The sequence below is a fragment of the Microcosmobacter mediterraneus genome (genome assembly GCF_031846265.1).
Taxonomy (GTDB): domain Bacteria; phylum Bacteroidota; class Bacteroidia; order Flavobacteriales; family Flavobacteriaceae; genus Microcosmobacter; species Microcosmobacter mediterraneus.
The window spans coordinates 505,568-527,633 of record NZ_JAVRIA010000002.1; the positions used below are offsets into that span (position 1 = coordinate 505,568).

General features: G+C 32.2%; 17 protein-coding genes. 7 read left to right on the forward strand and 10 right to left on the reverse strand.

Annotated features, from left to right (window positions below; genetic code table 11):
* Positions 1-13: 13 nt before the first annotated feature.
* The 3 genes from RM697_RS05730 to RM697_RS05740 all read right to left on the reverse strand — a co-directional run bounded on the left by RM697_RS05730 (position 14) and on the right by RM697_RS05740 (position 3,656).
* Positions 14-2,287 carry an inorganic phosphate transporter gene (locus RM697_RS05730; protein ID WP_311426904.1) on the reverse strand — a complete coding sequence of 758 codons (2,274 nt, stop codon included), beginning with the start codon at positions 2,285-2,287 and terminating at the stop codon, positions 14-16.
* A 114-nt stretch (positions 2,288-2,401) separates the two neighbouring features.
* The gene (locus RM697_RS05735; protein ID WP_311426905.1) at positions 2,402-3,082 is read right to left on the reverse strand and encodes a DUF2490 domain-containing protein; all 681 of its coding nucleotides are present in this window, start codon (positions 3,080-3,082) and stop codon (positions 2,402-2,404) included.
* A complete protein-coding gene (locus RM697_RS05740; protein ID WP_311426906.1) occupies positions 3,069-3,656 on the reverse strand; it encodes a hypothetical protein in 588 nt (195 codons plus the stop codon). The genes RM697_RS05735 and RM697_RS05740 overlap by 14 nt, the downstream gene beginning before the upstream one ends.
* A gap of 191 nt (positions 3,657-3,847) precedes the next feature.
* On the opposite strand from RM697_RS05740, the gene RM697_RS05745 reads away from it, so the two are divergent.
* Positions 3,848-4,216: a toxin-antitoxin system YwqK family antitoxin gene (locus tag RM697_RS05745; RefSeq protein WP_311426907.1), complete on the forward strand. Its 369-nt coding sequence runs from the start codon at positions 3,848-3,850 to the stop codon at positions 4,214-4,216.
* Between the two features lie 74 nt (positions 4,217-4,290).
* Here RM697_RS05745 and RM697_RS05750 read toward each other — a convergent pair whose 3' ends face one another.
* The 4 genes from RM697_RS05750 to mfd form a co-directional block, all read right to left on the reverse strand.
* Positions 4,291-7,116, reverse strand: a complete 2,826-nt coding sequence (locus RM697_RS05750) for a TonB-dependent receptor (RefSeq protein WP_311426908.1) — start codon at positions 7,114-7,116, stop codon at positions 4,291-4,293.
* A 64-nt stretch (positions 7,117-7,180) separates the two neighbouring features.
* The gene (locus RM697_RS05755; protein ID WP_311426909.1) at positions 7,181-8,518 is read right to left on the reverse strand and encodes a hypothetical protein; all 1,338 of its coding nucleotides are present in this window, start codon (positions 8,516-8,518) and stop codon (positions 7,181-7,183) included.
* Between the two features lie 220 nt (positions 8,519-8,738).
* Positions 8,739-10,046 carry a TlpA family protein disulfide reductase gene (locus RM697_RS05760; protein WP_311426910.1) on the reverse strand — a complete coding sequence of 436 codons (1,308 nt, stop codon included), beginning with the start codon at positions 10,044-10,046 and terminating at the stop codon, positions 8,739-8,741.
* A 25-nt stretch (positions 10,047-10,071) separates the two neighbouring features.
* Positions 10,072-13,503, reverse strand: coding sequence for a transcription-repair coupling factor (gene mfd / locus RM697_RS05765; protein WP_311426911.1), 3,432 nt, complete (start codon positions 13,501-13,503; stop codon positions 10,072-10,074).
* Between the two features lie 103 nt (positions 13,504-13,606).
* Between mfd and RM697_RS05770 the strand changes: the two genes are divergently transcribed.
* Entirely contained in the window at positions 13,607-14,038 is a 432-nt protein-coding gene (locus tag RM697_RS05770) for a TerB family tellurite resistance protein (RefSeq protein WP_311426912.1), read from the forward strand.
* 72 nt (positions 14,039-14,110) lie between these two features.
* Here RM697_RS05770 and fbp read toward each other — a convergent pair whose 3' ends face one another.
* Positions 14,111-15,118 (reverse strand): class 1 fructose-bisphosphatase, encoded by a 1,008-nt coding sequence (gene fbp / locus RM697_RS05775; protein ID WP_311426913.1) that lies wholly within the window; start codon positions 15,116-15,118, stop codon positions 14,111-14,113.
* 115 nt (positions 15,119-15,233) lie between these two features.
* On the opposite strand from fbp, the gene RM697_RS05780 reads away from it, so the two are divergent.
* Genes RM697_RS05780 through RM697_RS05800 form a run of 5 tightly spaced genes read left to right on the forward strand, consistent with a single transcriptional unit; the run spans position 15,234 to position 20,555 of the window.
* Positions 15,234-15,716, forward strand: a complete 483-nt coding sequence (locus tag RM697_RS05780; protein ID WP_311426914.1) for a GNAT family N-acetyltransferase — start codon at positions 15,234-15,236, stop codon at positions 15,714-15,716.
* Between the two features lie 29 nt (positions 15,717-15,745).
* Positions 15,746-16,996: an aspartate kinase gene (locus RM697_RS05785; protein WP_311426915.1), complete on the forward strand. Its 1,251-nt coding sequence runs from the start codon at positions 15,746-15,748 to the stop codon at positions 16,994-16,996.
* A 21-nt stretch (positions 16,997-17,017) separates the two neighbouring features.
* Positions 17,018-18,847: a GNAT family N-acyltransferase gene (locus tag RM697_RS05790; protein ID WP_311426916.1), complete on the forward strand. Its 1,830-nt coding sequence runs from the start codon at positions 17,018-17,020 to the stop codon at positions 18,845-18,847.
* The gene (locus tag RM697_RS05795) at positions 18,837-19,853 is read left to right on the forward strand and encodes a carboxypeptidase-like regulatory domain-containing protein (protein ID WP_311426917.1); all 1,017 of its coding nucleotides are present in this window, start codon (positions 18,837-18,839) and stop codon (positions 19,851-19,853) included. The genes RM697_RS05790 and RM697_RS05795 overlap by 11 nt, the downstream gene beginning before the upstream one ends.
* Positions 19,854-19,880: 27 nt before the next feature.
* Complete coding sequence (locus tag RM697_RS05800; RefSeq protein WP_311426918.1) at positions 19,881-20,555, forward strand: lipoprotein signal peptidase; 675 nt, start codon at positions 19,881-19,883, stop codon at positions 20,553-20,555.
* On the opposite strand, the gene RM697_RS05805 is transcribed toward RM697_RS05800, so the two are convergent.
* Positions 20,509-21,072: a 5-formyltetrahydrofolate cyclo-ligase gene (locus RM697_RS05805; RefSeq protein ID WP_311426919.1), complete on the reverse strand. Its 564-nt coding sequence runs from the start codon at positions 21,070-21,072 to the stop codon at positions 20,509-20,511. The two genes, RM697_RS05800 and RM697_RS05805, sit on opposite strands and share 47 nt — an antisense overlap.
* The gene (locus RM697_RS05810) at positions 21,069-22,037 is read right to left on the reverse strand and encodes a succinylglutamate desuccinylase/aspartoacylase family protein (protein ID WP_311426920.1); all 969 of its coding nucleotides are present in this window, start codon (positions 22,035-22,037) and stop codon (positions 21,069-21,071) included. Before RM697_RS05810 ends, RM697_RS05805 begins: the two co-directional genes overlap by 4 nt.
* Positions 22,038-22,066: the final 29 nt, after the last annotated feature.

A 22,066-nucleotide genomic window follows, 5' to 3' on the forward strand; every position in this document is an offset into this window, starting at 1 on the left:
GGCTTTACTTTGTTTATTCTTCTTCTGGTGTTGTAATGGTTGCTGGTTCTATAGAACTATCGTGAGCAGAATGATATTCTTCTAGAAGATTCATGGTAGCTGTTAACAGATCTTTTGTTTCTAATAACAAACCAAAATATAAGGTTGTGTTTTTAGGGCTAGATTCTTCAGTTCTTGTACGTTCTACTTGCTTTTGTATCTTCTCTTGTACTAAATTAAATACTTTAGCCTTGTCGTTGAGTACAACACCGATTTTTTCAAAAGAGCGAGACTCAAAAGCTGCTTGAGTTGAAAGAAATAGCAATTCTAAATGCTCATCTAAATCTTTCAATTCCTTTATTTGGCTAAACTTTAATTTTTTATGATTGTTATTAACGTGTTTATGACTAGTTTTAGAGATGTATTCTAAGGATTGGGTCATGTCTTGTAAATACCCAAGGATGTTGATATAAAAGTTACTAGCAGATATGCTAGGCTCCTCTAAATTTCTAATAAAATAGAAGATGTTATCTCTTAATTCATCTATTTCATTTGAGAGTTTTTCAATCTGCTTACTGTTCTTTTTTAATAATTTTAAATCTTGAACAGCTAAACCATTAATAGCTGATGTGTAAATTCTATTACCACGTTTTACAACGTTGGCAATGTTAGATGCACTTTCGTGTATAACACCTTGAGTGGAACTACTTTCAGCCTTTTCTAACTTGTCTTCTTCTCTTAAAACTTTTGAGTTTTTTCGGTGAGACATATAATTTCTAGATAATAAAACTATCGCAAATACCAGAAGACCTGTAAGTGCATAACCTTTACCATAATAAAGGATGCATGCCATTATGGATGCTGCAACAAAGGCACTAAACGCTGTAAAGAACCAACCTCCTATAACATTAAGAACACCAGCAACTCTATAGACTGCGCTTTCACTTCCCCAAGCTCTATCTGCTAAGGATGTTCCCATGGCAACCATAAAGGTTACATACGTTGTAGATAGTGGTAATTTCATAGAGGTTGCAATAGAAATAAGTACACTAGCAACCATTAAATTTACAGCAGCTCTAACCAAATCAAACGCTGGTTTATCTTGAGCTTTAGCTATTACATTTGGTTTTACAAACTGATTATTAGACCAGTTTTTAAAAGATTCTGGCAGTAAATTATTTATATTTTCGTTAAGGCCAATAGTTAGTCTTACAATATTTCTAGATAGAAAATTTGGTTCAAAACGTTCTTTAACTTCGTCTTGTCTAGATAAATCAACTGAAGTTTTTACAACCGCCTTAGCTTTACTAGAAAACCAAAGCGTTAACACCATAATTAAACCAGCTATTAAAAGTAAGTAAGATTCAGTTTGTACAGGCTCTCCAAGAGCAGTCATAGCATAATTAGAAGCTTCTATACCACTTGTAGACCAAACTTCGTAAGAATTGTAGGCAGCTATTGGCACACCAATAAAGTTAACCAAATCATTACCAGCAAAAGCAACTGCTAAAGCAAAGGTTCCTACAATAATGATAAGGGTATAAATTTTTGCATTAAAAAACTTTATAGCTAAATAGGATATTATAGTAAAGATTAGAAAACTTAAACCAATAAAAGTAAGAGGATTAGCACTTAAAAATTCTTTAATTGAGGGTGGCATAAAAGCCGCATTTTTTAAACCTTTTACAATGATAAAATACATGATTGAGGTAATGGCAAATCCACTAAATAAAGCACTATACTCAATAGGTTTTTCCTCAAACTTAAAGGATAACAACAATCGAGATACATATTGAATAATGGCACCAACAGTAAATGCTACGACAACAGACAATAGGATTCCTAAAATTATTTCTAGTGCTTTTGAGTCGTTAATATAATGTGTTAGGTCTGTAATAGACTGATTGCTATCACTGTATATTTTAATTAAAGCTAAAGCAACAGAAGCGCCTAATAATTCAAAAACAATGGAAACCGTAGTTGAGGTAGGTAGGCCTAAGGTGTTGAAGAAATCTAAGAGTAAAATATCGGTGAGCATTACAGCCATAAAAATGACCATAATTTCATCAAACATAAACTCTCCAGGATTAAAAATACCTTTACGTGCAACTTCCATCATACCACTAGATGTCATTGCACCAACAGCCACACCAATACTAGCAACGATCATTATGGTTTTAAATGATACGGCTTTAGATCCTATAGCAGAGTTTAAAAAATTTACAGCATCGTTACTTACACCAACCACTAAATCTGCAACAGCTAAAAAGGCTAATGCAGCTAGCATATAGATATAAAGATTTTCCATGTAATTGGTTAGCTAAAATTGAGCGCAAAATACTTTTTTTATTTTTAATGATACGTTATCTAAACGTTATTTTTAAAGGCTTTTTTGCTCTAATTTAAATTTTATTTGTTAGGATTATACTTTAAGTATTAAAGAACTTAGTACAAATAACTTTTCTTCTGTATTACGATTAAATTCTTCAAAACGATATTCAAAGCCAAATTGAAACTTTAACTTTTCAGAGAAAAACCAGCCCAATTGTACTGTGGTTCTTTGATCTAGTTGAGGTTTTATTTTAGCACTCTTACTCACTAGAAATTCCGCAGAACTAACTATGTAAGTTTCACCAATGTCTATTTTTTGTCCATTTAAAGGAAAATCTAGGGCAAACCGATAACGAGTACGAATAATGATTATGTTATCTAAAAATCGCTGTTCAAATCGCAAACGATGTCCAAACCTTAAAGCATTATTATTTTTAGTATAGTTATATTGTTGTGTAAGACGAAGTTCATTACTTCCTCCATCAATAGTTTCTCTAAATCGGTATTGAATTCCTAGACTAAAGCTGTTATTGTAATCTAGATTTAAGGTTGAAAAATGAACAACATCTAGCTGCCTATTTTCAAAATTAAAATTATCATCCTGATATAAATAATACCTAGACCTTACAGCAAAGTTGATTTTATAGTTAGTATTAACAGAATGATTAAGAGATAACGCTGTCTCACCTAAGCTTTCAAAATTTTCTTGAGCATAAAGGTTTAGACAAGCAAAAGTTATAAGAAAGACTAAAAATGATTTAGTACAAAACATGCTCGTAAGATGAAGGTTTTAAGGTTCTGTAGCTTATCAATTCACCAGAGTTGTTAAAGGTGGCTTCTACTAATGATCTTTTTCTATTAGATTTTACATCGATTATGATCTCAAAATTTGGTGCAATTGTAATGTTTTGAGATAGCACATTAAGCAAAAACTCTGGAGCATTATTTTTTGTCGTGTAGAGGTATTGCTTTTGAATTTTAATAATCTTGTGTTTGCTAAAAGATGATGTTAAATACGACTTAATTTTATTTTGAGAAGTCTTATTAATTCGCTTAAATTTGGTAGTTAACTCTATATCCTCAATAATACCATCTTCTGAAAATTCTAAGCTGTAGTGTATGTTATTGTATTTAAATTTTATTTCATAACTGAGCTTTTCATTATCTGTCTCTTTATAAAATTTTAGACGTTTACATGTATCAGGAAGAGTTTTAATGGTTTGTATAGCTTTTTTAGGAAACTCAGAAATTTTAATGCGTTCCTCTTTTTCGTTTTTGGATTGACCAAATGAATTTTGAAACGCACATAGTAATACCAGTGTTATAAAAAATAGTTTTAAGTTCATTATTAAGTGCAAGCTAAGATTCTTGAATTACAAATTTAAGATATGCTAAAATGTTATTCATACGTAATATTTAAACACTTGTAAATCAATTAAATAAATATTTAATGTTAATTTAATGTTATGTAAATGTTTGAAAATTGTAAAATAATAGTTATGTTTGTTATGTAATTATTAACAAACCCAAAGAGATTATGAAAAAGATATTATGTATAGTATTAGTGTTTTGTTCTGTTTTAGCCTACAGTCAAAATACAGAATCTACTAAAAAAGACAATGTTACAATAGAAAAAGAAGGTGATTTTACTAAGGTAAAATACCATTATGATAATGGTGTTCTTTCTCAAGAAGGCACTTTTAATGCTGAAGGGAAACCTGAAGGTGTTTGGACCAGTTACGACATTACTGGTAATAAACTAGCAGTTGGTAACTACAACAATGGTAAAAAAGTTGGTAAATGGTTTTTCTGGATCGAGGATACTCTAAAAGAAGTTGATTATATTAATTCTAAAATAGTAAATGTCAACAATTGGAGTAATAAAACCAAAGTAGCAGTTAATTAAGAAATCTATATTCCGAATAAAAAAGGCTTCCATTTCGGAAGCCTTTTTTTAAACTAACTAACTGTGTATTTATTCTAAAACTTAAAAGAATAACCAAGTGATATTTCTGTTCCAGGTTCTCTAAGTGAGAACGTTTGGTTGTTTGTACCAAAAGATACATATTCACTTAGACGCGTTGCTCCAAGTATGTTGGAAACTTTTAAATCTATTGATGAGTTTCTCTTTTCTCCAAAAGATTTATTAAGTGTAAAGTTTAAACTATTAAAAGGTTGTGTGTAAACATCTGGAACTAATCCAATACCTACAACTTCAAGAGTTTCACCTTGCACATTAAAAAATAATCCAGTTTGTAATCCTATATCTGGATTGTTGTAATCTAAACCAACATTGATAACGTAAGGTGCTTGACCTTGTAAATCTCTTTCACGTTCAATAGTTTCACCATCTCTAGCAGCTAATGAACGACTAGAGAATTCATCATCAGACATTGTTAATTCTGATTTGGTTACAGATACATTAGTAACAAGTTTAAGATTATCTAAACTTTCAAGAATAAAGCCTAAACGCTGTCTAAACTCAAACTCTGCGCCATATACAATAGCATCACCTAAGTTTGCTACTGTTAATTGTGAAGGCGCTTGCTGAAAGAAGGATTGCTCAATTGGGTCTGTAAAATCTTTGTAAAATCCACTAATTGCTATCATTTGTCCATTTTCACCAAACCTTTCGTATCTTAAATCAAAGTTATTTACGTATGTTGGTACCAAATCTATATTACCAATAAATAAAGTATTAAGAATTGGGTTGAAAATTCTAGACACTGAAGCTTCTTTAAATGATGGTCTTGCTGTTGTTCTAGAAAAAGATGATCTTAAATTTGAATCTTCTGTTAATGCATATATTAAGTTAGCAGAAGGGAAAAAATCAAATTCATCTAAGATTAAGTCTCTATCAAAATCTACGGTACCATTGGTGCCAGTATAGAATGAGTTAAAAAACTCTGTTCTCAATCCTAATACTGACTTAAATTTTTCGGTTACATTAAATTCTGCAGAAAAATATGTTGCACCAATATGCTGCTCACCTTCATAAGCATCGATAGGGTTAAATGTATCGATATTAATTAAATGCGTTCCTGCATCTGAAGTAGGTGTCCATAAATTCTGAGGAGCTAATAAATTATTAACATTACCATCAGCTATGAATGAGTCATCATTTCTAATATTAAACGTGTAATCATCTGTACTAAAATCCCTAAATTTATAAGTGTAAGCGCCACCAAATTTAATTTTAGCTGGTCTGCCAAAAATTTCAACTGTTTTATCAATATCTACTTTACCAGCCCAACTTTCTTCTATTAGATTTCTCCATAACTGAATTGGGAAGGTAGCAGCAGAAGGACTCACAAAAAACTCACCATTATCTGCACGTTGCAAAGGTGTAATTCTATGAGCTTTATCCATCACCTTGGCAAATGTTGGCGATAATTTCCATTCTAAGTTAAATGCATTAGCTTCGTTACTTAACCTATGCTTTCCTGTAAGTAATAAATTTGTAATAGATCGTTCAGTATAAGTAATTGCGTCTTTGGTTAATGGCTCTAATCCACCACCTACGCCATCTTGTGAAATTACTTGATTGAAAAAACCAGCAGTAGATTCACCATTTTGAATGTGAAGTAAATTAGCTTTAAACTTAGACTTATCTGTCTTGTAAGTTAAACCTAACATACCATTTAAAATGATATTATTAATACCCTCTGAACCTCTTGAAGCTAGAGTAAAATTAAGGTCATTTTCAGAAAAATCCGAATTATTTTTTACGAAAAGACCATCTTCTCTATTTTCATAAAATGTAGTTTCATTCTTATAAGACAAAGAAGCTTGGTAACCAATTTTATCATCACCAATATCGTATTGGTTTCCAAGAGTAAAACCTAAACCAAAATTCATACCACTCATTTCTTGTTTAGCACGTAATTCGTTTAAGAATCGACTTGTTAAAGAATTAAGTAATAATTTATTCTCAAATGTTCCGGGAATTGGTTGGTATCTGTTAATTGGCAAGTTACGTGTGCCATCATCAAATCCAAGTAAATCTGTATCACTTCCTTCTGAAGTAAGATAATTATCATTAAAGTGCATATCTGGGTTGTAACCAGTACCTAATGAGATAGAATATTCTGCTTTAGAAGGAAAATCCTTAGTTACAATATCCACGATACCACCAGTAAAATCTGCTGGATATTCTGCTGAAGCCGACTTAACTACAATGACATTATCCAAGATACTGGTAGGAAATAGATCCATTTGTATGGTATTTCTGTCAGGATCTAGACCTGGAATATCTATACCATTAAGTATGGATTTTGTATAGCGATCTCCTAAACCACGAACATAGACATATTTATTACCTTGTATGGCAACACCAGGAATACTTTTTACAGCATTGGCGAGGTCACCAGCTCCAGTACTTTTTATGGCTTGTGCTGATAAACCATCTAAAACCACAGCAGATTTTTTCTGAATATTTAAAACAGCATTCTCGGTATTTCTTTTAGTTGTTGTAGTAATAACTACTGTATCTAGTGAGTTGGTCTCAAGTATTACGTCTATTGTAGTGACTTCTCCAGATTTTATCACAACACCTGTAATTTCTTGAGTGCTATAACCTATAAAAGAGAATACTAGTGTATATGTACCTTCTTCTAGCTCTAGTTCATATTTCCCATCAAAGTCAGATGATGTACCAGTAGTGGTGTCCTTTACTAAAATATTAGCAAATGCCATTGGTTCACTGAACTCACCATCTATAACTGTACCTGCAACCTTACCTTGAGAAAACGATAAGCTTACAATGAGAAAGAAAACAAAAGATAGAACTTTCTGTATATTTTTCATATAAAGTTTTATGTAACCCAACGCCTACCTTGTAAGCGTTGGGTTTAAGTATTAAATAGTGATTTTAAAAACCTAATCCGCCTGCAGTATTTGCATACGTCCAAGCTAAATTTGAAGTCATAGCTCCAACAGTGTTGGCACCTTCTGTAACTTGGCTTGCCCAATCTGCAGCTCTTTCTGTAAATGTTGGGCCAAGAATAATTTGGTCTTCGTCAACATCGTTTGTATCATCCTCATCATCACAAAAATCAATACAACCTACTTTTTCAACAAAAATAGAATTGTCAAATCCTACAATTTCCCAAGTACCAAACGTTAATAAACCGTCAAGGAAGTTCTGAGATACGTTGTTTCTATCTAACTCAACATCTTTGCCACTAGGAAAACCTAAAGCATAAACGTTTTCTGTAAGACCACGAGCTCTACTCCTGTAATCTGCATACTCACCATTAGAAGTGGTAGCGTTACCTATAATAGTCGCATTTCTTAAAATAAATGAACCTTCACTACCTGCTGGTGCTGAACCTTCTGGGCCATCAATTTCGAAAGCATGGTCAGAAATATCACCAAGTACAACAACTGCATTATCAATTGTTCCGGAATAAGCCTGATCAATATCGATAGCATCGTCTCCTTGAGCCCAAACTAAAAGATTAGAAGCATCTACAGTACCACCAAAGAATTCGATCCCGTCATCTACGTTAGCAATAACTTCTATATTATCTATTAAAGTTCCGTTTCCTACACCACCTAAAGTTAATCCGTTGATTTCGTTTCCTTCACCAATTAGAGCACCACCATGACGAATAGAAAGGTAGCTCATAGCTCCTGAACTATCCATAGGATCGGTACCACCATACAAACCAAATATATCGTCTGCCGGAATTCCTTCTATCTGTGCTTCTGGAATATCTCCTGAGAAAGAACAAGGTGCATTACCTAAAACTATTAATCCTCCCCAAAGTCCTCTGTCATTTTCATCTAAATTAGTTCCGGATACTTGACCACAAGTGATATTATCACTAGTAGAAGTGAAAATAATTGGTTGGTCTGCAGTTCCTTGTGCGTTTAATGTTCCACCTCTTGCTACAATAAGTGCAGAAGCTAAAGAACCTGTACCAGCAGATCCTTTAATTATTGTACCAGGATTGATAGTTAAAGTAACACCATCTGGCACAACTACTTTTTGGTTTAATTGGTAAATATTATCTGCTGTCCAAGTTGTACTTTCAGCAATTTGTCCTGTCACTGCTATTATTGGGCATTCTTCTTCGCCACCACCAGAGTTGTTGTTGTTGATGATTGTAGTTTCTTCGATAACTATTGGAGTATCGTCGTCCTTAAAACATCCTGTAAATACTAAAGCCGAAGCTACTAATACAGTAATAATTAATTTTTTCATGAGTAAAATTTTAGAATAATCAGTTTAATAATTTGATGTCGCAAAGAAACTGTAATAGTGTAAAGTTTAGGTTAGTGAGACGTTAAAGATTAGTGATATAACTGTTAGGTAAATGTTATGAAACCTAGCCTTGTTTCATTAACACAAAACATTAAATTAACATTGCACTTTAGTGCGTGTGTAGTTGTTTAGATATCAAAGTATTGTATTTTACTTTGACTTATTTAAGCATCATCTTAAGATCTTCTAATTGCTCTGGCTTGCCAACGATAATCTTATTTTTATCTAAAATAAAATAACTTGGCGTTGCTTTTACATTGTAGGCGTTAGCCATAGGGTTATCCCATTTTTGTAGACCGATAACATGTGTAAAATCGGGAAAATTTATAATTTCTTTTTGCCAGTTTGTAGGGTCATCTTCTAAAGCAAAGGCAATAATTTTAGTATTGGGTTTATCTTTCATAAAAGCCATGAATTGCGGAAGTTCCTCAAGACAGTGACCACAAGTACTACTCCAAAAAACAAGTAAATACTGTTCGGAATCTTTGAGCTCATGAAGCGTTGAGGTGACTTTTTCTCCATTTACTGTAGTAGTTAATGAAAAATCGGCAGCCTTAACTCCTAAAGCACTACTTTTAAAGGAAGATAAACTCTCAACAAGTAACTGGTCATTGGCATTTTTTGCCAATTCTAATAAATGTGTATCGATCATATACAAACCAAGTTCTTCGTTTTTAATGGTAACAAATCTTTGCCAAACTAAACTTAATAATGATGTTTTGATCGATAAATTATCTCCTATGGCTTCTGCTAATTCGTCTACCAATAGTTTATAAGTTGTATTATCTGCATTTGGAGCAATACCAAACACATAACCCATAATACGATCTAATAAAAAATCAGAACTTTGTAATAACGGACTTGAAAAATCAATATGCTTTAAGTAATAATTTTTAAGGTTTGAAGAATACGTTGAGATATCCTCAAGACCTTCAGGAATGTAAGATCTGTTTGCTTTGATAAATTCTGAGACTAATAAACCATTAGTAGATTCTTCGTAAGCATTTTGCGTATCTTTTAGCGTTTTAAAGATGTCGATGTAAGCTTTTTCATCTGCACTTTCTTTTTGGTAAAAGTTACTAATGGTAAGGTTCACCATTTCTATACTTTTTGTATAAGAGGTCCATAATTTATTCTCCTGAGATTCGGTAAACTCTAACCCTTTTTCTAAACTAAAATTAAAGATAATATTTTCTTTACCATTATAGATAAAATCAAAATTATTTTCTTCTGGTGGGATGGCATATACAATTTTATAAATCCCAGTTGGATAGGTAGAATCTAGAGCAATAGAAAAGTTTCCATTGTCATCTAGTTTACCTTTATCTATATATACTGCTCCATCTGGTTCCGCTTTGTATAAAAAAGCATAGGTATACTCCTCTACTGGAGAAAATGTTCCACTAATGGTATGCTGAGAAAACCCGAGATAAGAGATTAGACTAAAAAGTAAAACTATGTTTTTCATCTGTTTTTTTAATTAGTGGCAATTATTACGCCAAAATTTGCTCTAAAGCCTTAAGCGCACTTTCAACGGAATTAATCCTTTCAAAAGTAAGTAATAATCGTAAGCCTTGGCGTGTTTGTTTTTCTTTCATTCTACATATTGCAGGATTCTGTTGTACAAATTGTATAACTCTACTAAAATTAATGCTTTGGTAAAATGAACTCTGTTGATCACTAATAAAATAACCAACCATTTTATGTTGTTTTAAAATAAGTTTCTCCAAGCCAAGTTTTGTCGCTATCCATTTTAAACGTACGCTATTTAAAAGATCTTCTACTTGTGGTGGGATTTCGCCAAATCTATCCAGTAAGTTTATTTCAAACTCTTTTAAAGCCTCCTCTGTTTTTAAAGCATTTAACTGCGTATATAAATTGAGACGTTCAGTAATATTGTTAACGTAATCGTCTGGGAAAAGAATTTCGAAATCTGAATCTATGGTAATATCTTTTACAAAGGTTTTATTGTTTTTATCATCATCTTTATACAAATCTTTAAACTCATTTTCTTTAAGTTCTTCTATGGCTTCGCTAAGAATTTTTTGGTAGGTATCGAATCCTATTTCATTGATAAAGCCACTCTGCTCACCTCCTAGTAAATCACCTGCACCTCGTATTTCTAAATCTTTCATAGCTATATTAAAACCGCTTCCAAGTTCTGTAAACTGCTCTAAGGCAGTGATACGTTTTCTGGCATCATTGGTCATTGCAGAATACTCAGGTGTAATAAAATAACAGAAGGCCTTTTTATTGCTTCTTCCTACGCGTCCTCGCATTTGGTGTAGATCACTAAGACCAAAATTATTAGCGTTATTAATAAAAATGGTGTTAGCGTTAGGCACATCTAGACCGCTTTCTACAATAGTGGTACTCACTAAAACATCAAACTCCCCATTAATAAAGCTCAGCATTAATTGCTCTAGTTTTTTGCCATCTAATTGACCATGACCAATGCCAATTTTTGCATCTGGCACTAAACGCTGAATCATGCCAGCAACTTCTTTTATATTTTCTATTCTATTATGAATAAAAAAGATCTGTCCTCCTCGTTGAATCTCATAACTCACAGCATCTCTTATAGTTTCTTCATTAAATCGAATAACATGACTTTCTATAGGATATCGATTGGGTGGAGGTGTAGTGATAACAGATAAATCCCTGGCAGCCATAAGGCTAAACTGTAAGGTTCTTGGTATAGGTGTAGCTGTAAGCGTTAAAACATCTACATTTTCTTTAATAGTCTTTAATTTTTCTTTAACTGCAACACCGAACTTTTGCTCTTCGTCAACAATTAACAAGCCAAGGTCTTTAAATTTCACATTCTTATTAACGAGTTGATGTGTTCCTATAATAATATCTACAGAACCCTTTTCTAAGCCTTCTAAAGTTTCGCGTTTTTGTTTTGCTGTACGAAATCTATTAAGGTAATCAACTGTTACTGGGAAATCTTTTAGACGATCTTTAAAAGTTCTTGAATGCTGATAAGCTAAAATGGTCGTTGGCACCAATATAGCTACCTGCTTACCATTATCTACAGCCTTAAAGGCTGCTCTAATAGCCACTTCGGTTTTCCCAAAACCTACATCGCCACACACCAAACGATCCATAGGTTGCTCACTCTCCATATCTGCTTTTATATCTGCTGTTGAGGTGATTTGATCTGGTGTATCTTCATATATAAAAGAGGCTTCTAACTCATGTTGCAAATAACTATCTGGCGCATATTGAAAGCCTTTTTTTAAACGACGTTTTGCATAAAGTTTAATGAGGTTAAAGGCAATTTCTTTAACTCTAGATTTGGTTTTTTGTTTTAGTGTTTTCCAAGCTTTACTGCCTAATTTATAGACTTTAGGAGGCTTTCCATCTTTGCCGTTAAACTTGGTGATTTTGTGTAAGGAATGAATGCTGAGATATAACACATCACGTTCTCCATACACCAATTTAATAGCTTCTTGCTTTTTACCTTCGACATCAATTTTTTGAAGTCCACCAAATTTGCCTATACCATGATCTATGTGAGTTACATAATCTCCAATTTCTAAATGGGTTAATTCCTTTAAGGTGATAGCTTGCTTTTTTGCATAACCATTTTTTAAATGAAATTTATGGTAACGCTCAAAGATTTGATGATCTGTAAAACAAACAATTTTATTGTCATCATCAATAAAGCCTTTATAAAGTGAAAGCACTATGGTTTTATAATGCACTTTTTGGTCGCTGATGTCACTCGAAGCGAAAATATCATGGAAGCGTTTAGCTTGTTGCTCACTGACACAAGCAATATAATTTTGGTAGCCTTTTTTGTGATAAGAATTTAAGGTTTCTCTTAATAAATTAAATTGCTTATTAAAAGCTGGTTGAGGTTTCGTGTTGAAGGTTATCCTAGACTCTGAGGCTCTCGAAATGTCATTGGTCGACAGATGCTTTTTTGGCGCTTCGAGAGCCTCAGCGCTCAGTAATTGAGACGTGCCAAACTCCACAACATTAAAATCTAACAATTGCCTTTTTAATAATTCTGAATTACAAAACAGTTCCTCTGGTGAAGCATGTTTTATATCTTCAGATAGAGTTAAAAATGTTTTTGAAGCTTTTTCAAATAATGTATCAACTCTAGAAAATAATAGCTCTGTATTTTTAGTAAATAGGATAGTTTTTTGTGCTATATATTTAAAAAAACTTTGTCTACTTTCTTCTAAAAATTTATTAGCAACATTAGGAATAATGTTGATTTTTTTAATCTTTTCTGTAGACAGTTGAGTTTCTACATCGAACGTTCTAATACTATCAATTTCATCTCCAAAAAATTCAATACGATAAGGCTCATCATGAGAAAACGAAAACACATCTACAATACCTCCTCGAACCGAAAATTCTCCAGGTTCTGTTACAAAATCTACACGCTTAAAATTATAATCAAACAATACCTCGTTAACAAAATCGATAGAGAGATTGTCGTTTAAAGAAATTTTAAGTGTATTACGCTCAAGTTCTTTTCGTGTTACTACTTTTTCAAAAAGTGCATCAGGATAGGTTACAATTATTGCAGGTTTTTTTCTAGAATTAATTCGGTTTAAAACTTCTGCTCGTAATAAAACATTTGCATTATCTGTTTCTTCAATTTGGTATGGCCTTCTATAGCTACCAGGATAAAATAATACATTTTTAGCATCTAATAGTTGTTCTAAATCGTTGAGATAAAAAGCGGCTTCTTCTTTATCGTTTAGAATTATTAGAAAAGGTTTTTCTGCTGTTTTAAAACTTTGAGAAAGTACAATGGATAATGCCGAGCCAACAAGACCTTTTAAATGGAGTTTATTCTTGCCCTGAGCGTTGTCGAAGGGTTCAGAATTGCCAATAGCATTCTGCAGATTTTGCATTTGCAAAGCCTGAGCATACGTTTGCGATAAAAGTGTTTTGCTCACGTATTTTATATTGAGAGTGCAAATATAAAATTTTGTATCCTAGAAAATTGAAAAAACCCTTTATAAAAATTATCTTTGTAGCAGTTAAAATTAAAAACAAAATATGTCAATTTCAGATTTATTCGAAAGCGGATTTAAAAAGCGAAATGAGGATCATTTTGCGGCTATTGTTAGAGTAGCGATGAGTGATGGAGTTATTAATGATGCTGAAAAAGAATTCTTAGATCGTTTAGCTACACGCTTAGATATTACAGAAACAGATTACAAAGAAATATTAAAAGATTATAACAGCCATCCAATCAATGCACCACATTCTTACGATAAACGTTTAGAACGTTTATATGATTTAGCACGTATGGTTTGGGCAGATCATATAGAAGGAACTAACCAAGTAGGTTTATTAGAAAAGTTATGTATTGGTCTTGGATTTAATCAAGATAATGTAAAGTATATAGCAGATAAAGCTTTAACATTGGTACATTATGAAGTTGATTTGGATGAGTTTACAGATAAAATGAAAAGAATGAATCAATAATTGATTCTTTATAATATAAAAAAACGATTGGTCACTGAGGTTATCTAAGTGCCAATCGTTTTTTTATTTATTTCATTCAGCTTTTTGCATAAATTCTTCGGCTTTTTCCACCATATTTTTACTACCGCAAATAAATGGTACTCGTTGATGAAGCTCTGTAGGTTCTACATCCATAATTCTTACAAATCCATCACTTGCTTTTCCATTAGCTTGTTCCGCCAAAAAAGCCATAGGGTTACATTCATATAATAAACGAAGTTTACCATTGTTTGCTTTAGAACTTTTTGGGTACATATAGATACCACCTTTTATCATATTTCTATGAAAATCCGATACCAAAGAACCAATATAACGGCTTGTGTAAGGTCTATCACCTTCTTCCTCTTGACAATATTTAATATAGTTTTTAATTCCTTGCGGAAAGTGAATATAATTACCTTCATTTACAGAATAAATTCGACCGTCTTCCGGGAATTGCATGTTTGGATGTGATAAGTAAAATGTACCAATTGCTGGGTTTAAAGTAAATCCGTTAACACCATCACCAGTTGTATAAACCAACATTGTTGACGTACCATAAACCACATAACCAGCAGCTACTTGTTTATTGCCTTTTTGAAGAAAATCTTCTATAGTTACAGGTGTACCAACAGGTGTAACACGTCTAAAAACCGAGAAAATAGTACCAACAGAAACATTAACATCAATGTTAGAAGAACCATCTAAAGGGTCAATTAAAACCACATATTTGTTTTGATTGTTTTCATCTTGACTATTAATAGCTATAAAATCATCTTCCTCTTCACTAGCAATACCACAAACGATATTTCTTTTGGTCATCGTTTGTATAAATTTATCATTAGCATAAACATCCAACTTTTGCTGATCTTCACCTTGTATATTAGTATCACCTGCAGCACCAATAATATCTACTAACCCTGCTTTATTAACTTCGTGGTTAACTACTTTTGCAGCAAGCCTAATAGAGTTTATTAATCGAGATAATTCTCCAGAAGTGTATTTAAAAGATGATTGGTTTTCAATGATAAATTCACCAAGCGTTTGATTTTTCTGAGACATAAATTTTAAATATACGTGCCGCAAATATCGTATTTTTTATCAAACTACAACGATTTCGTATTGATAATAAAATGTTATCTGTATGCATCTTATAACTATCTTTGAGGTTCAATTAATGAGTACAATTATTCGCAAAGCGACCATAGAAGACATACCTCGAGTTCTTGATCTTATACAAGAACTAGCAGATTACGAAAAAGAGCCAAATGAAGTAGAACTTACGGTTAAAGATTTACAACAAGATGGTTTTGGAAGCCAACCAAAATTTAACTGTTTTGTTGCTGAGGTTAACTCAAAAATTGAAGGCATTGCTTTAGTATATCCAAGATATTCAACATGGAAAGGTGAGGCCTTGCATCTAGAAGATTTAATTGTTAGTGAGTCTAAAAGAGGATTAGGTATAGGTGGTTTACTTTTGGATGAAGTTGTTAAATTTGGTCACAGCAAAGGTGTAAAACGTATAAGCTGGGAAGTGTTAGATTGGAACGAACCTGCAATTTCGTTTTACGAGAAAAAAGGAGCTAAGGTACTTAGAGATTGGGATGTTGTGCAATTAAATGAGCAAGGTATAAAGCAATATATTACAAATATTAATTAAACGATTTCTGCTTTACGCAAGAAGTAACTATGCAAGTATTTAAGTTTGGTGGTGCATCAGTAAAGGATGCAGAAGGTGTAAAAAATTTAGCAAGAGTACTCAATGAGGTAGGTTACAATAATACTTTGGTTATTGTATCTGCAATGGGTAAAACAACCAACGCCTTAGAGCATGTTATCGCTAATTATTTTAATAACAAGAAAGAGTTAAAAAGCTCTATCCAAGATATACTTAAGTATCACAATGAAATATTGTTGGATCTTTTTGAAAACGAAAGTCACCAAGTATTTAAAAAAATCAGAACCTTATTTCTAGAGCTTGAAAACTTTCTAGACAGGAATAAATCACCAGACTACAATTTTGTTTACGATCAAACAATATGTTTTGGCGAGTTAGTATCTACAACTGTAATAAGTGAATACCTTAATCATGTAGCGATAAAGAACTCTTGGATTGATGTTAGAGATTTTATAAAAACAGATGAGTATTATCGAAGAGCTAATGTTGATTGGAAACAAACGCAACAATTAATAGCTGATAATTTTAACACCAAAACATTACATATCACTCAAGGGTTTATTGGTAGTGATCCTAACAATTTTTCTACCACATTAGGACGCGAAGGGAGCGATTATACAGCTGCGATTTTTGCCTATTGCTTAAATGCACAAAGCGTAACCATTTGGAAAGATGTAGATGGAGTACTCAATGCAGATCCTAGACATTTTGAACATACACAACTCATACATCAAATATCCTACAGAGAAGCTATAGAGCTTGCATTTTATGGAGCTTCAGTAATTCATCCCAAAACATTACAACCCCTTCAAGGAAAAGAAATTCCGCTCTACGTAAAGTCTTTTCTTAACCCAAAAGGTAAAGGAACTTGTGTTAGTAAGGGTAAAACTATTGATCCTAAAACACCTTGTTTTATCGTTAAGAAAAATCAGGTTTTAATTTCATTATCATCCTTAGATTTCTCATACATTGTAGAGGAAAACATTAGTGAAATATTTAATTTATTACATCATTATAAAATGAAAGTCGATGTTATTCAAAATTCTGCTATTAGTTTTTCAGTATGTATAGATAACCTTTACGATAACCTAGAGAAGCTTGTTCAGCATTTAAAAGCAAAATTTAAAGTAACAGTTCATCAAAATGTGAGTCTTTATACTATAAGACACTATAATCAAAAATCTATTGAAACTATAGAAACTGGTAAAACCGTGTTGCTGAAACAATTAACCCAAGAAACTGTGCAGGTCGTTACCCAATAAACAATTTATTACATTTGTTAGATGCCAAAAAAGGATAATAAAGGACTCGTTACTGCTAAAGAAGTTGCAAAAGCTATACATGCAGATAAGTATGGTTTTATAGGTACTTTTTTTGGCTGGCTGCTTATGAAAGTGCTCAAAATATCGACCATTAATAGAATTTATAAGCGCAACAAACATTTGTCTGATGTTGATTTTTTAAATGGATTACTCGATGATTTTCAGATTAAGTTCGAGATTCCTGATGAGGATCTAAAACGCTTACCTAAAGATGGTGCTTATATAACCATTTCTAATCATCCCTTGGGCGGAATAGATGGTATTTTGCTCTTAAAATTAATGCTAGAGCAACGCAACGATTTCAAAATAATAGCTAATTTTTTATTGCATCGTATTGAGCCGTTAAAGCCTTATATTATGCCAGTAAATCCTTTTGAAGATCGTAAAGATGTAAAATCTAGCATAACAGGCTTTAAAAATGCCATTTTACATTTAAGAGAAGGGCATCCTTTGGGTGTTTTTCCAGCAGGAGAAGTATCTACTTATAAAGATGGAAAGCTAATGGTAGATAAACCTTGGGAAGATGCTGCGATTAAGTTAATACAGAAAGCCGAAGTGCCTATTGTTCCTATTTACTTTCATGCTAAAAACAGTCGTTTTTTCTATAGATTATCAAAGATTAGTGATACGCTAAGAACAGCTAAATTACCTTCTGAGTTGTTAACACAAAAGCGCAGAATAATAAAGGTTAGAGTAGGACGACCAATCTCAGTTAAAGATCAAAAAGAGCATGGAGAACTTAAAGAATTTTCATCTTTTTTAAGACAAAAAACTTACATGTTGTCACATGCTTTTGAACCTAAAGAAAAAATCTTAAAAAATATACAATCGTCATTAAAAGCGCCTAAAATACCTAAGCGTATTGTTACTCCTGTGAAAACCGATCTTATGGTTAAGGAAGTAGAAACTCTTAAAAAGAAAGATTTTAGACTTCTAAAAAGTAAAAACTACGAGGTGTATTTGGCTCCTGCAGAAGAGATACCTAATATTTTAAGAGAAATAGGAAGACTAAGAGAAATAACTTTTAGAGAAGTAGGAGAAGGTACTAATGAAGCTATTGACTTGGATAAGTTTGATACGTATTATCATCATATGTTTCTTTGGGATGATGACAAAAAGGTTTTGGCAGGCGCTTACAGAATGGGATTAGGATCAAAGATTTATGAACGTTTTGGCATCGATGGATTTTACCTTCAGGATTTATTTAGGTTTGAGCCAGAGCTTTATACTATGATGAGTCAGTCTATTGAAATGGGTCGTGCGTTTATTATCAGTGAATACCAACAAAAACCAATGCCTTTGTTTTTACTCTGGAAAGGCATAGTACATACAACGTTACGTTTCCCTGAACATAAATTTTTAATAGGAGGCGTTAGTATAAGTAATCAGTTTTCTAACTTTTCTAAAAGTTTAATGATTGAGTTTATGAAATCTCACTATTATGATCCTTATGTTGCCCAGTACGTACACCCTAAAAAAGAGTTTAAGGTAAAGCTTAAAGATGCAGATAAAGATTTTGTATTTGATGAAACTGAAGCCGATTTAAATAAATTTGATAAGATTATTGATGAAGTAGAACCAGGAGCATTACGTTTACCTGTTCTACTAAAAAAATACATTAAGCAGAATGCTAAATTGGTAGCATTTAATGTTGATCCATTATTTAATAATGCTGTGGATGGTTTAATGTATATTAAAATTGCAGACTTGCCAGAAAGTACTGTTAGACCTGTTATGGAAGAGTTTCAGGCAGAGTTAGAACGCAAATTTTCTGGTAACCATGATAAATAAATGGCTTTGCATTATTGTTTTATGTTGTTGTTTTGTTTTAAATGCTCAGCAAATAACAGGAACTGTTTTAGATAAAACTACAAAACAGGCTATTGAAAGCGCTTCGATATATTTTGATAATACCACAATAGGAACCTCAACAAATCCTAAAGGTGAGTTTAGTATTCCGTTTAAAGAAGAAATTAAATCACCATTAATTATTTCTTTTTTAGGCTACAAAGATGTTATCATAGGTAATTATAAGAACAATGATAATCTAAACATTCTGTTAGAGGAATCTATTGATAATTTAGGTGAAGTTGTTATTAATTATGATGATGGTTTAACCAGACGACAAAAGCTAAGACTTTTTAGAAAAGAATTTTTAGGCTCTTCAGAATTTGCATCGTCTTGTAAAATTCTTAATGAAGGCGATTTAATTTTACGATATAATAGAGAAGAAAAAGTCTTGTCAGCAAACGCAAGGGCACCAATTATTATCAGAAATAAAAAATTACAATATATCTTAGAATATGATATTATTGATTTTGATATCTATTTTAGATATGCAGATCTTATAAAACAGCAATTTAGTGTTAATGGTGTGACGTTTTCTGGTACTACGTTTTTTAAAAATTTAGAAGATTCTCAAAAAAAGAAGATAATAAAAAATCGTAAAAAAGCATACAAAGGTTCCGTACAGCATTTTATGAGAGCTTTGTATGCTAAAAATTTAGAAAACGAAGGTTATCAAATTTTCCGTGATAAGTTTATAGTAAATCCTTGGGAACACATTACAGTAACGAACCTAGAAGAAAGCGATTGGAGAAAAGTAACATTTAAAAACAAGCTTACTATATTGTTTGATAAAGATGTACAATCTAGTATTCAATTAATCACAGATTTTTTTTATGTGGATAAATATGGAAACTATTCGCCAATTGAAGGTGTTTTATTTAGTTTGGAAATGGGAAACCAACGCTTAGGCGATGCTTTACCTTCGGATTATAATGTAAACTCTAATTAACCTATTTTTGAAATTAGAAGCTATAACATGTCTCTAAAGAAAACACTTTTATTTATTGCTTTTATACTTATAGTAGATCAGATATCTAAGGTATATATAAAAACCAATTTTATGCTGAGTGAAAGTGAATATGTCTTTGATTGGTTTCATATTCACTTTGTAGAAAATGATGGTATGGCTTGGGGAACAAAAATTAGTGATTTCGTTTCTTTTATTTCAGATAGAACAGCAAAACTAATACTTACATTATTTAGAATAGTAGCTGTAACAGGTATTGGTTTTTGGCTCCACAGAAGTATTAAAAACAAACAATCTAAAACACTTATTATTGCAGTAGCATTAATTTTTGCAGGTGCCTTGGGTAATATTATTGATTCTATGTTTTACGGTGTTTTATTTGGTGAAAGCTATCTAACAGTTGCCAAATTTTTGCCTGTAGAAGGAGGCTATGATAGTCTATTTCATGGTAAGGTTGTAGATATGTTTTATTTTCCGATTTGGAGTGGTGTTTTGCCAGAATGGATTCCTTTTTTTGGAGGTAAAATCTTTAGTTTTTTCGATCCTGTTTTTAATGTTGCAGATGTTGCTATAAGTACAGGGATTGGAATACTCCTTTTTTTTAATAAAAAGATTTTTTCAAAAACTGATAAAGACCTTAAAACTGATGTAATGTCAGAGGAGTTACACAATAATTTAGTTTAATATCATTTTTTAACGCCTCAATTTTTAGATCTTCAGCCTCAAAAAAAGATAAGCCAATTTTTAAAGTTTCAGGGTTACATTCAGCGAGAAATCTATCATAAAATCCTTTGCCATAGCCAACTCTATTTCCAGTTTTATCGAATGCTAAAAGCGGAATAAAAACAACATCTAATTGCTGAGGTAGAATTTCGATGCCATCAATAGGTTCGGGAATATTATAGCTGTTTTTTTTTAGTTTTGTGGCATCAGTTAATAGAACATGCGTCATACTAAAATCTGAAAAATTACTTTTAGAAACAACACTGTTTTTGTCTTTTCCTGCAAGTATATTTAAGACATATTCTGTATTGATTTCTTTCTGTTCTTCGATAGTTAAAAACAAATGATAAAAGCTCCAATCCCAAATGTTTAGTTGCAATAATTGATTGGCAATGGCTAGGCTATAATCTTCGATTTGAGTTTGAGAAAGCTCTTTTCTCATCAATTTGTATTTTTTCCTAAGCTCAGCTTTTGTCATTTTTCAAGCTTAGTTGAAATGTGAAATATAGCATCACCTTGGTAGACCAAAGGAGAATGGTTAATATTAAAAATATAACCATCATTTGGCGCTTTCACAAAATGATTAAAACTACCATAAGGGTCAGTTATATGACCAATGACGTCACCTTTTTTTACTATAGCATTCAGTTTAACAGAAGCTTTAAACATGCCAGAATAATTAGCTCTAATCCATTTACTCTCAGAAATGTATACACATGGTTTTTTTGGCTTTGAGACTTTAAATTTCTTAGTCAACATATCGAGATGATTGAGAACTCGTTTAGCACCATTTACAGCAGTATTTGTAATTGTTGAATCTATATGAAACGATTTCCCACCTTCAAAAAGCAACATAGGAATACCACGTTTATAACAGGTGTTTCTAAAGGATTTATTTAAGTTCTTTGAATAAAACACAAAAGGAGGACCAAAAATATTAGCTAATTCGTCGAGTACTACTTCCCCTTTTACAATCCTTATTTGAGCAGCATTAAATCGATCAGCTCCACCAGTATGAAAATCCATAATCAAATCAGCATGTGGTACAATTTCAGACATGAGTTTGTGAGCAACTCTACTGGCTAAAGAACCACTTTTACTTCCAGGAAAAACGCGATTAAGGTCACGACCATCTGGAAACTCTCGATCCATATGAATAAATCCAAACACATTAATTACTGGAATACAGATAATGGTACCCTTTTTTGGTTTATTAATACCTTTAGCAATAATTTGTCTTACGATTTCTACACCATTAATTTCATCGCCATGTATACCTGCTGTTATTAAAACTGTTGGGCCAGGGTTTTTAGAACGTTCAATAATTACAGGAACATCAATTTTGTTTTGAGTGTGCAACTTAGCAACATTAAACTTTACAGTTTTGCTTTCTCCTAAAGCAACCTTTTCTCCTAGAATTTCTAATACTTCTTTTTCACTCATATTTATTTCCCGTGAAAACGGGAATCTTT

Excerpts from the sequence above, each read along its gene's own strand:
- RM697_RS05760 (WP_311426910.1), bottom strand. The coding sequence starts at position 10,046 with ATGAAAAACATAGTTTTACTTTTTAGTCTAATCTCTTATCTCGGGTTT.
- RM697_RS05750 (WP_311426908.1), bottom strand. The coding sequence starts at position 7,116 with ATGAAAAATATACAGAAAGTTCTATCTTTTGTTTTCTTTCTCATTGTA.
- RM697_RS05745 (WP_311426907.1), top strand. The coding sequence starts at position 3,848 with ATGAAAAAGATATTATGTATAGTATTAGTGTTTTGTTCTGTTTTAGCC.
- RM697_RS05800 (WP_311426918.1), top strand. The coding sequence starts at position 19,881 with ATGTCTCTAAAGAAAACACTTTTATTTATTGCTTTTATACTTATAGTA.
- fbp (WP_311426913.1), bottom strand. The coding sequence starts at position 15,118 with ATGTCTCAGAAAAATCAAACGCTTGGTGAATTTATCATTGAAAACCAA.
- RM697_RS05740 (WP_311426906.1), bottom strand. The coding sequence starts at position 3,656 with ATGAACTTAAAACTATTTTTTATAACACTGGTATTACTATGTGCGTTT.
- RM697_RS05795 (WP_311426917.1), top strand. The coding sequence starts at position 18,837 with ATGATAAATAAATGGCTTTGCATTATTGTTTTATGTTGTTGTTTTGTT.
- RM697_RS05735 (WP_311426905.1), bottom strand. The coding sequence starts at position 3,082 with ATGTTTTGTACTAAATCATTTTTAGTCTTTCTTATAACTTTTGCTTGT.
- RM697_RS05805 (WP_311426919.1), bottom strand. The coding sequence starts at position 21,072 with ATGACAAAAGCTGAGCTTAGGAAAAAATACAAATTGATGAGAAAAGAG.
- RM697_RS05790 (WP_311426916.1), top strand. The coding sequence starts at position 17,018 with ATGCCAAAAAAGGATAATAAAGGACTCGTTACTGCTAAAGAAGTTGCA.
- RM697_RS05785 (WP_311426915.1), top strand. The coding sequence starts at position 15,746 with ATGCAAGTATTTAAGTTTGGTGGTGCATCAGTAAAGGATGCAGAAGGT.
- RM697_RS05810 (WP_311426920.1), bottom strand. The coding sequence starts at position 22,037 with ATGAGTGAAAAAGAAGTATTAGAAATTCTAGGAGAAAAGGTTGCTTTA.
- RM697_RS05730 (WP_311426904.1), bottom strand. The coding sequence starts at position 2,287 with ATGGAAAATCTTTATATCTATATGCTAGCTGCATTAGCCTTTTTAGCT.
- RM697_RS05780 (WP_311426914.1), top strand. The coding sequence starts at position 15,234 with ATGAGTACAATTATTCGCAAAGCGACCATAGAAGACATACCTCGAGTT.
- RM697_RS05755 (WP_311426909.1), bottom strand. The coding sequence starts at position 8,518 with ATGAAAAAATTAATTATTACTGTATTAGTAGCTTCGGCTTTAGTATTT.
- RM697_RS05770 (WP_311426912.1), top strand. The coding sequence starts at position 13,607 with ATGTCAATTTCAGATTTATTCGAAAGCGGATTTAAAAAGCGAAATGAG.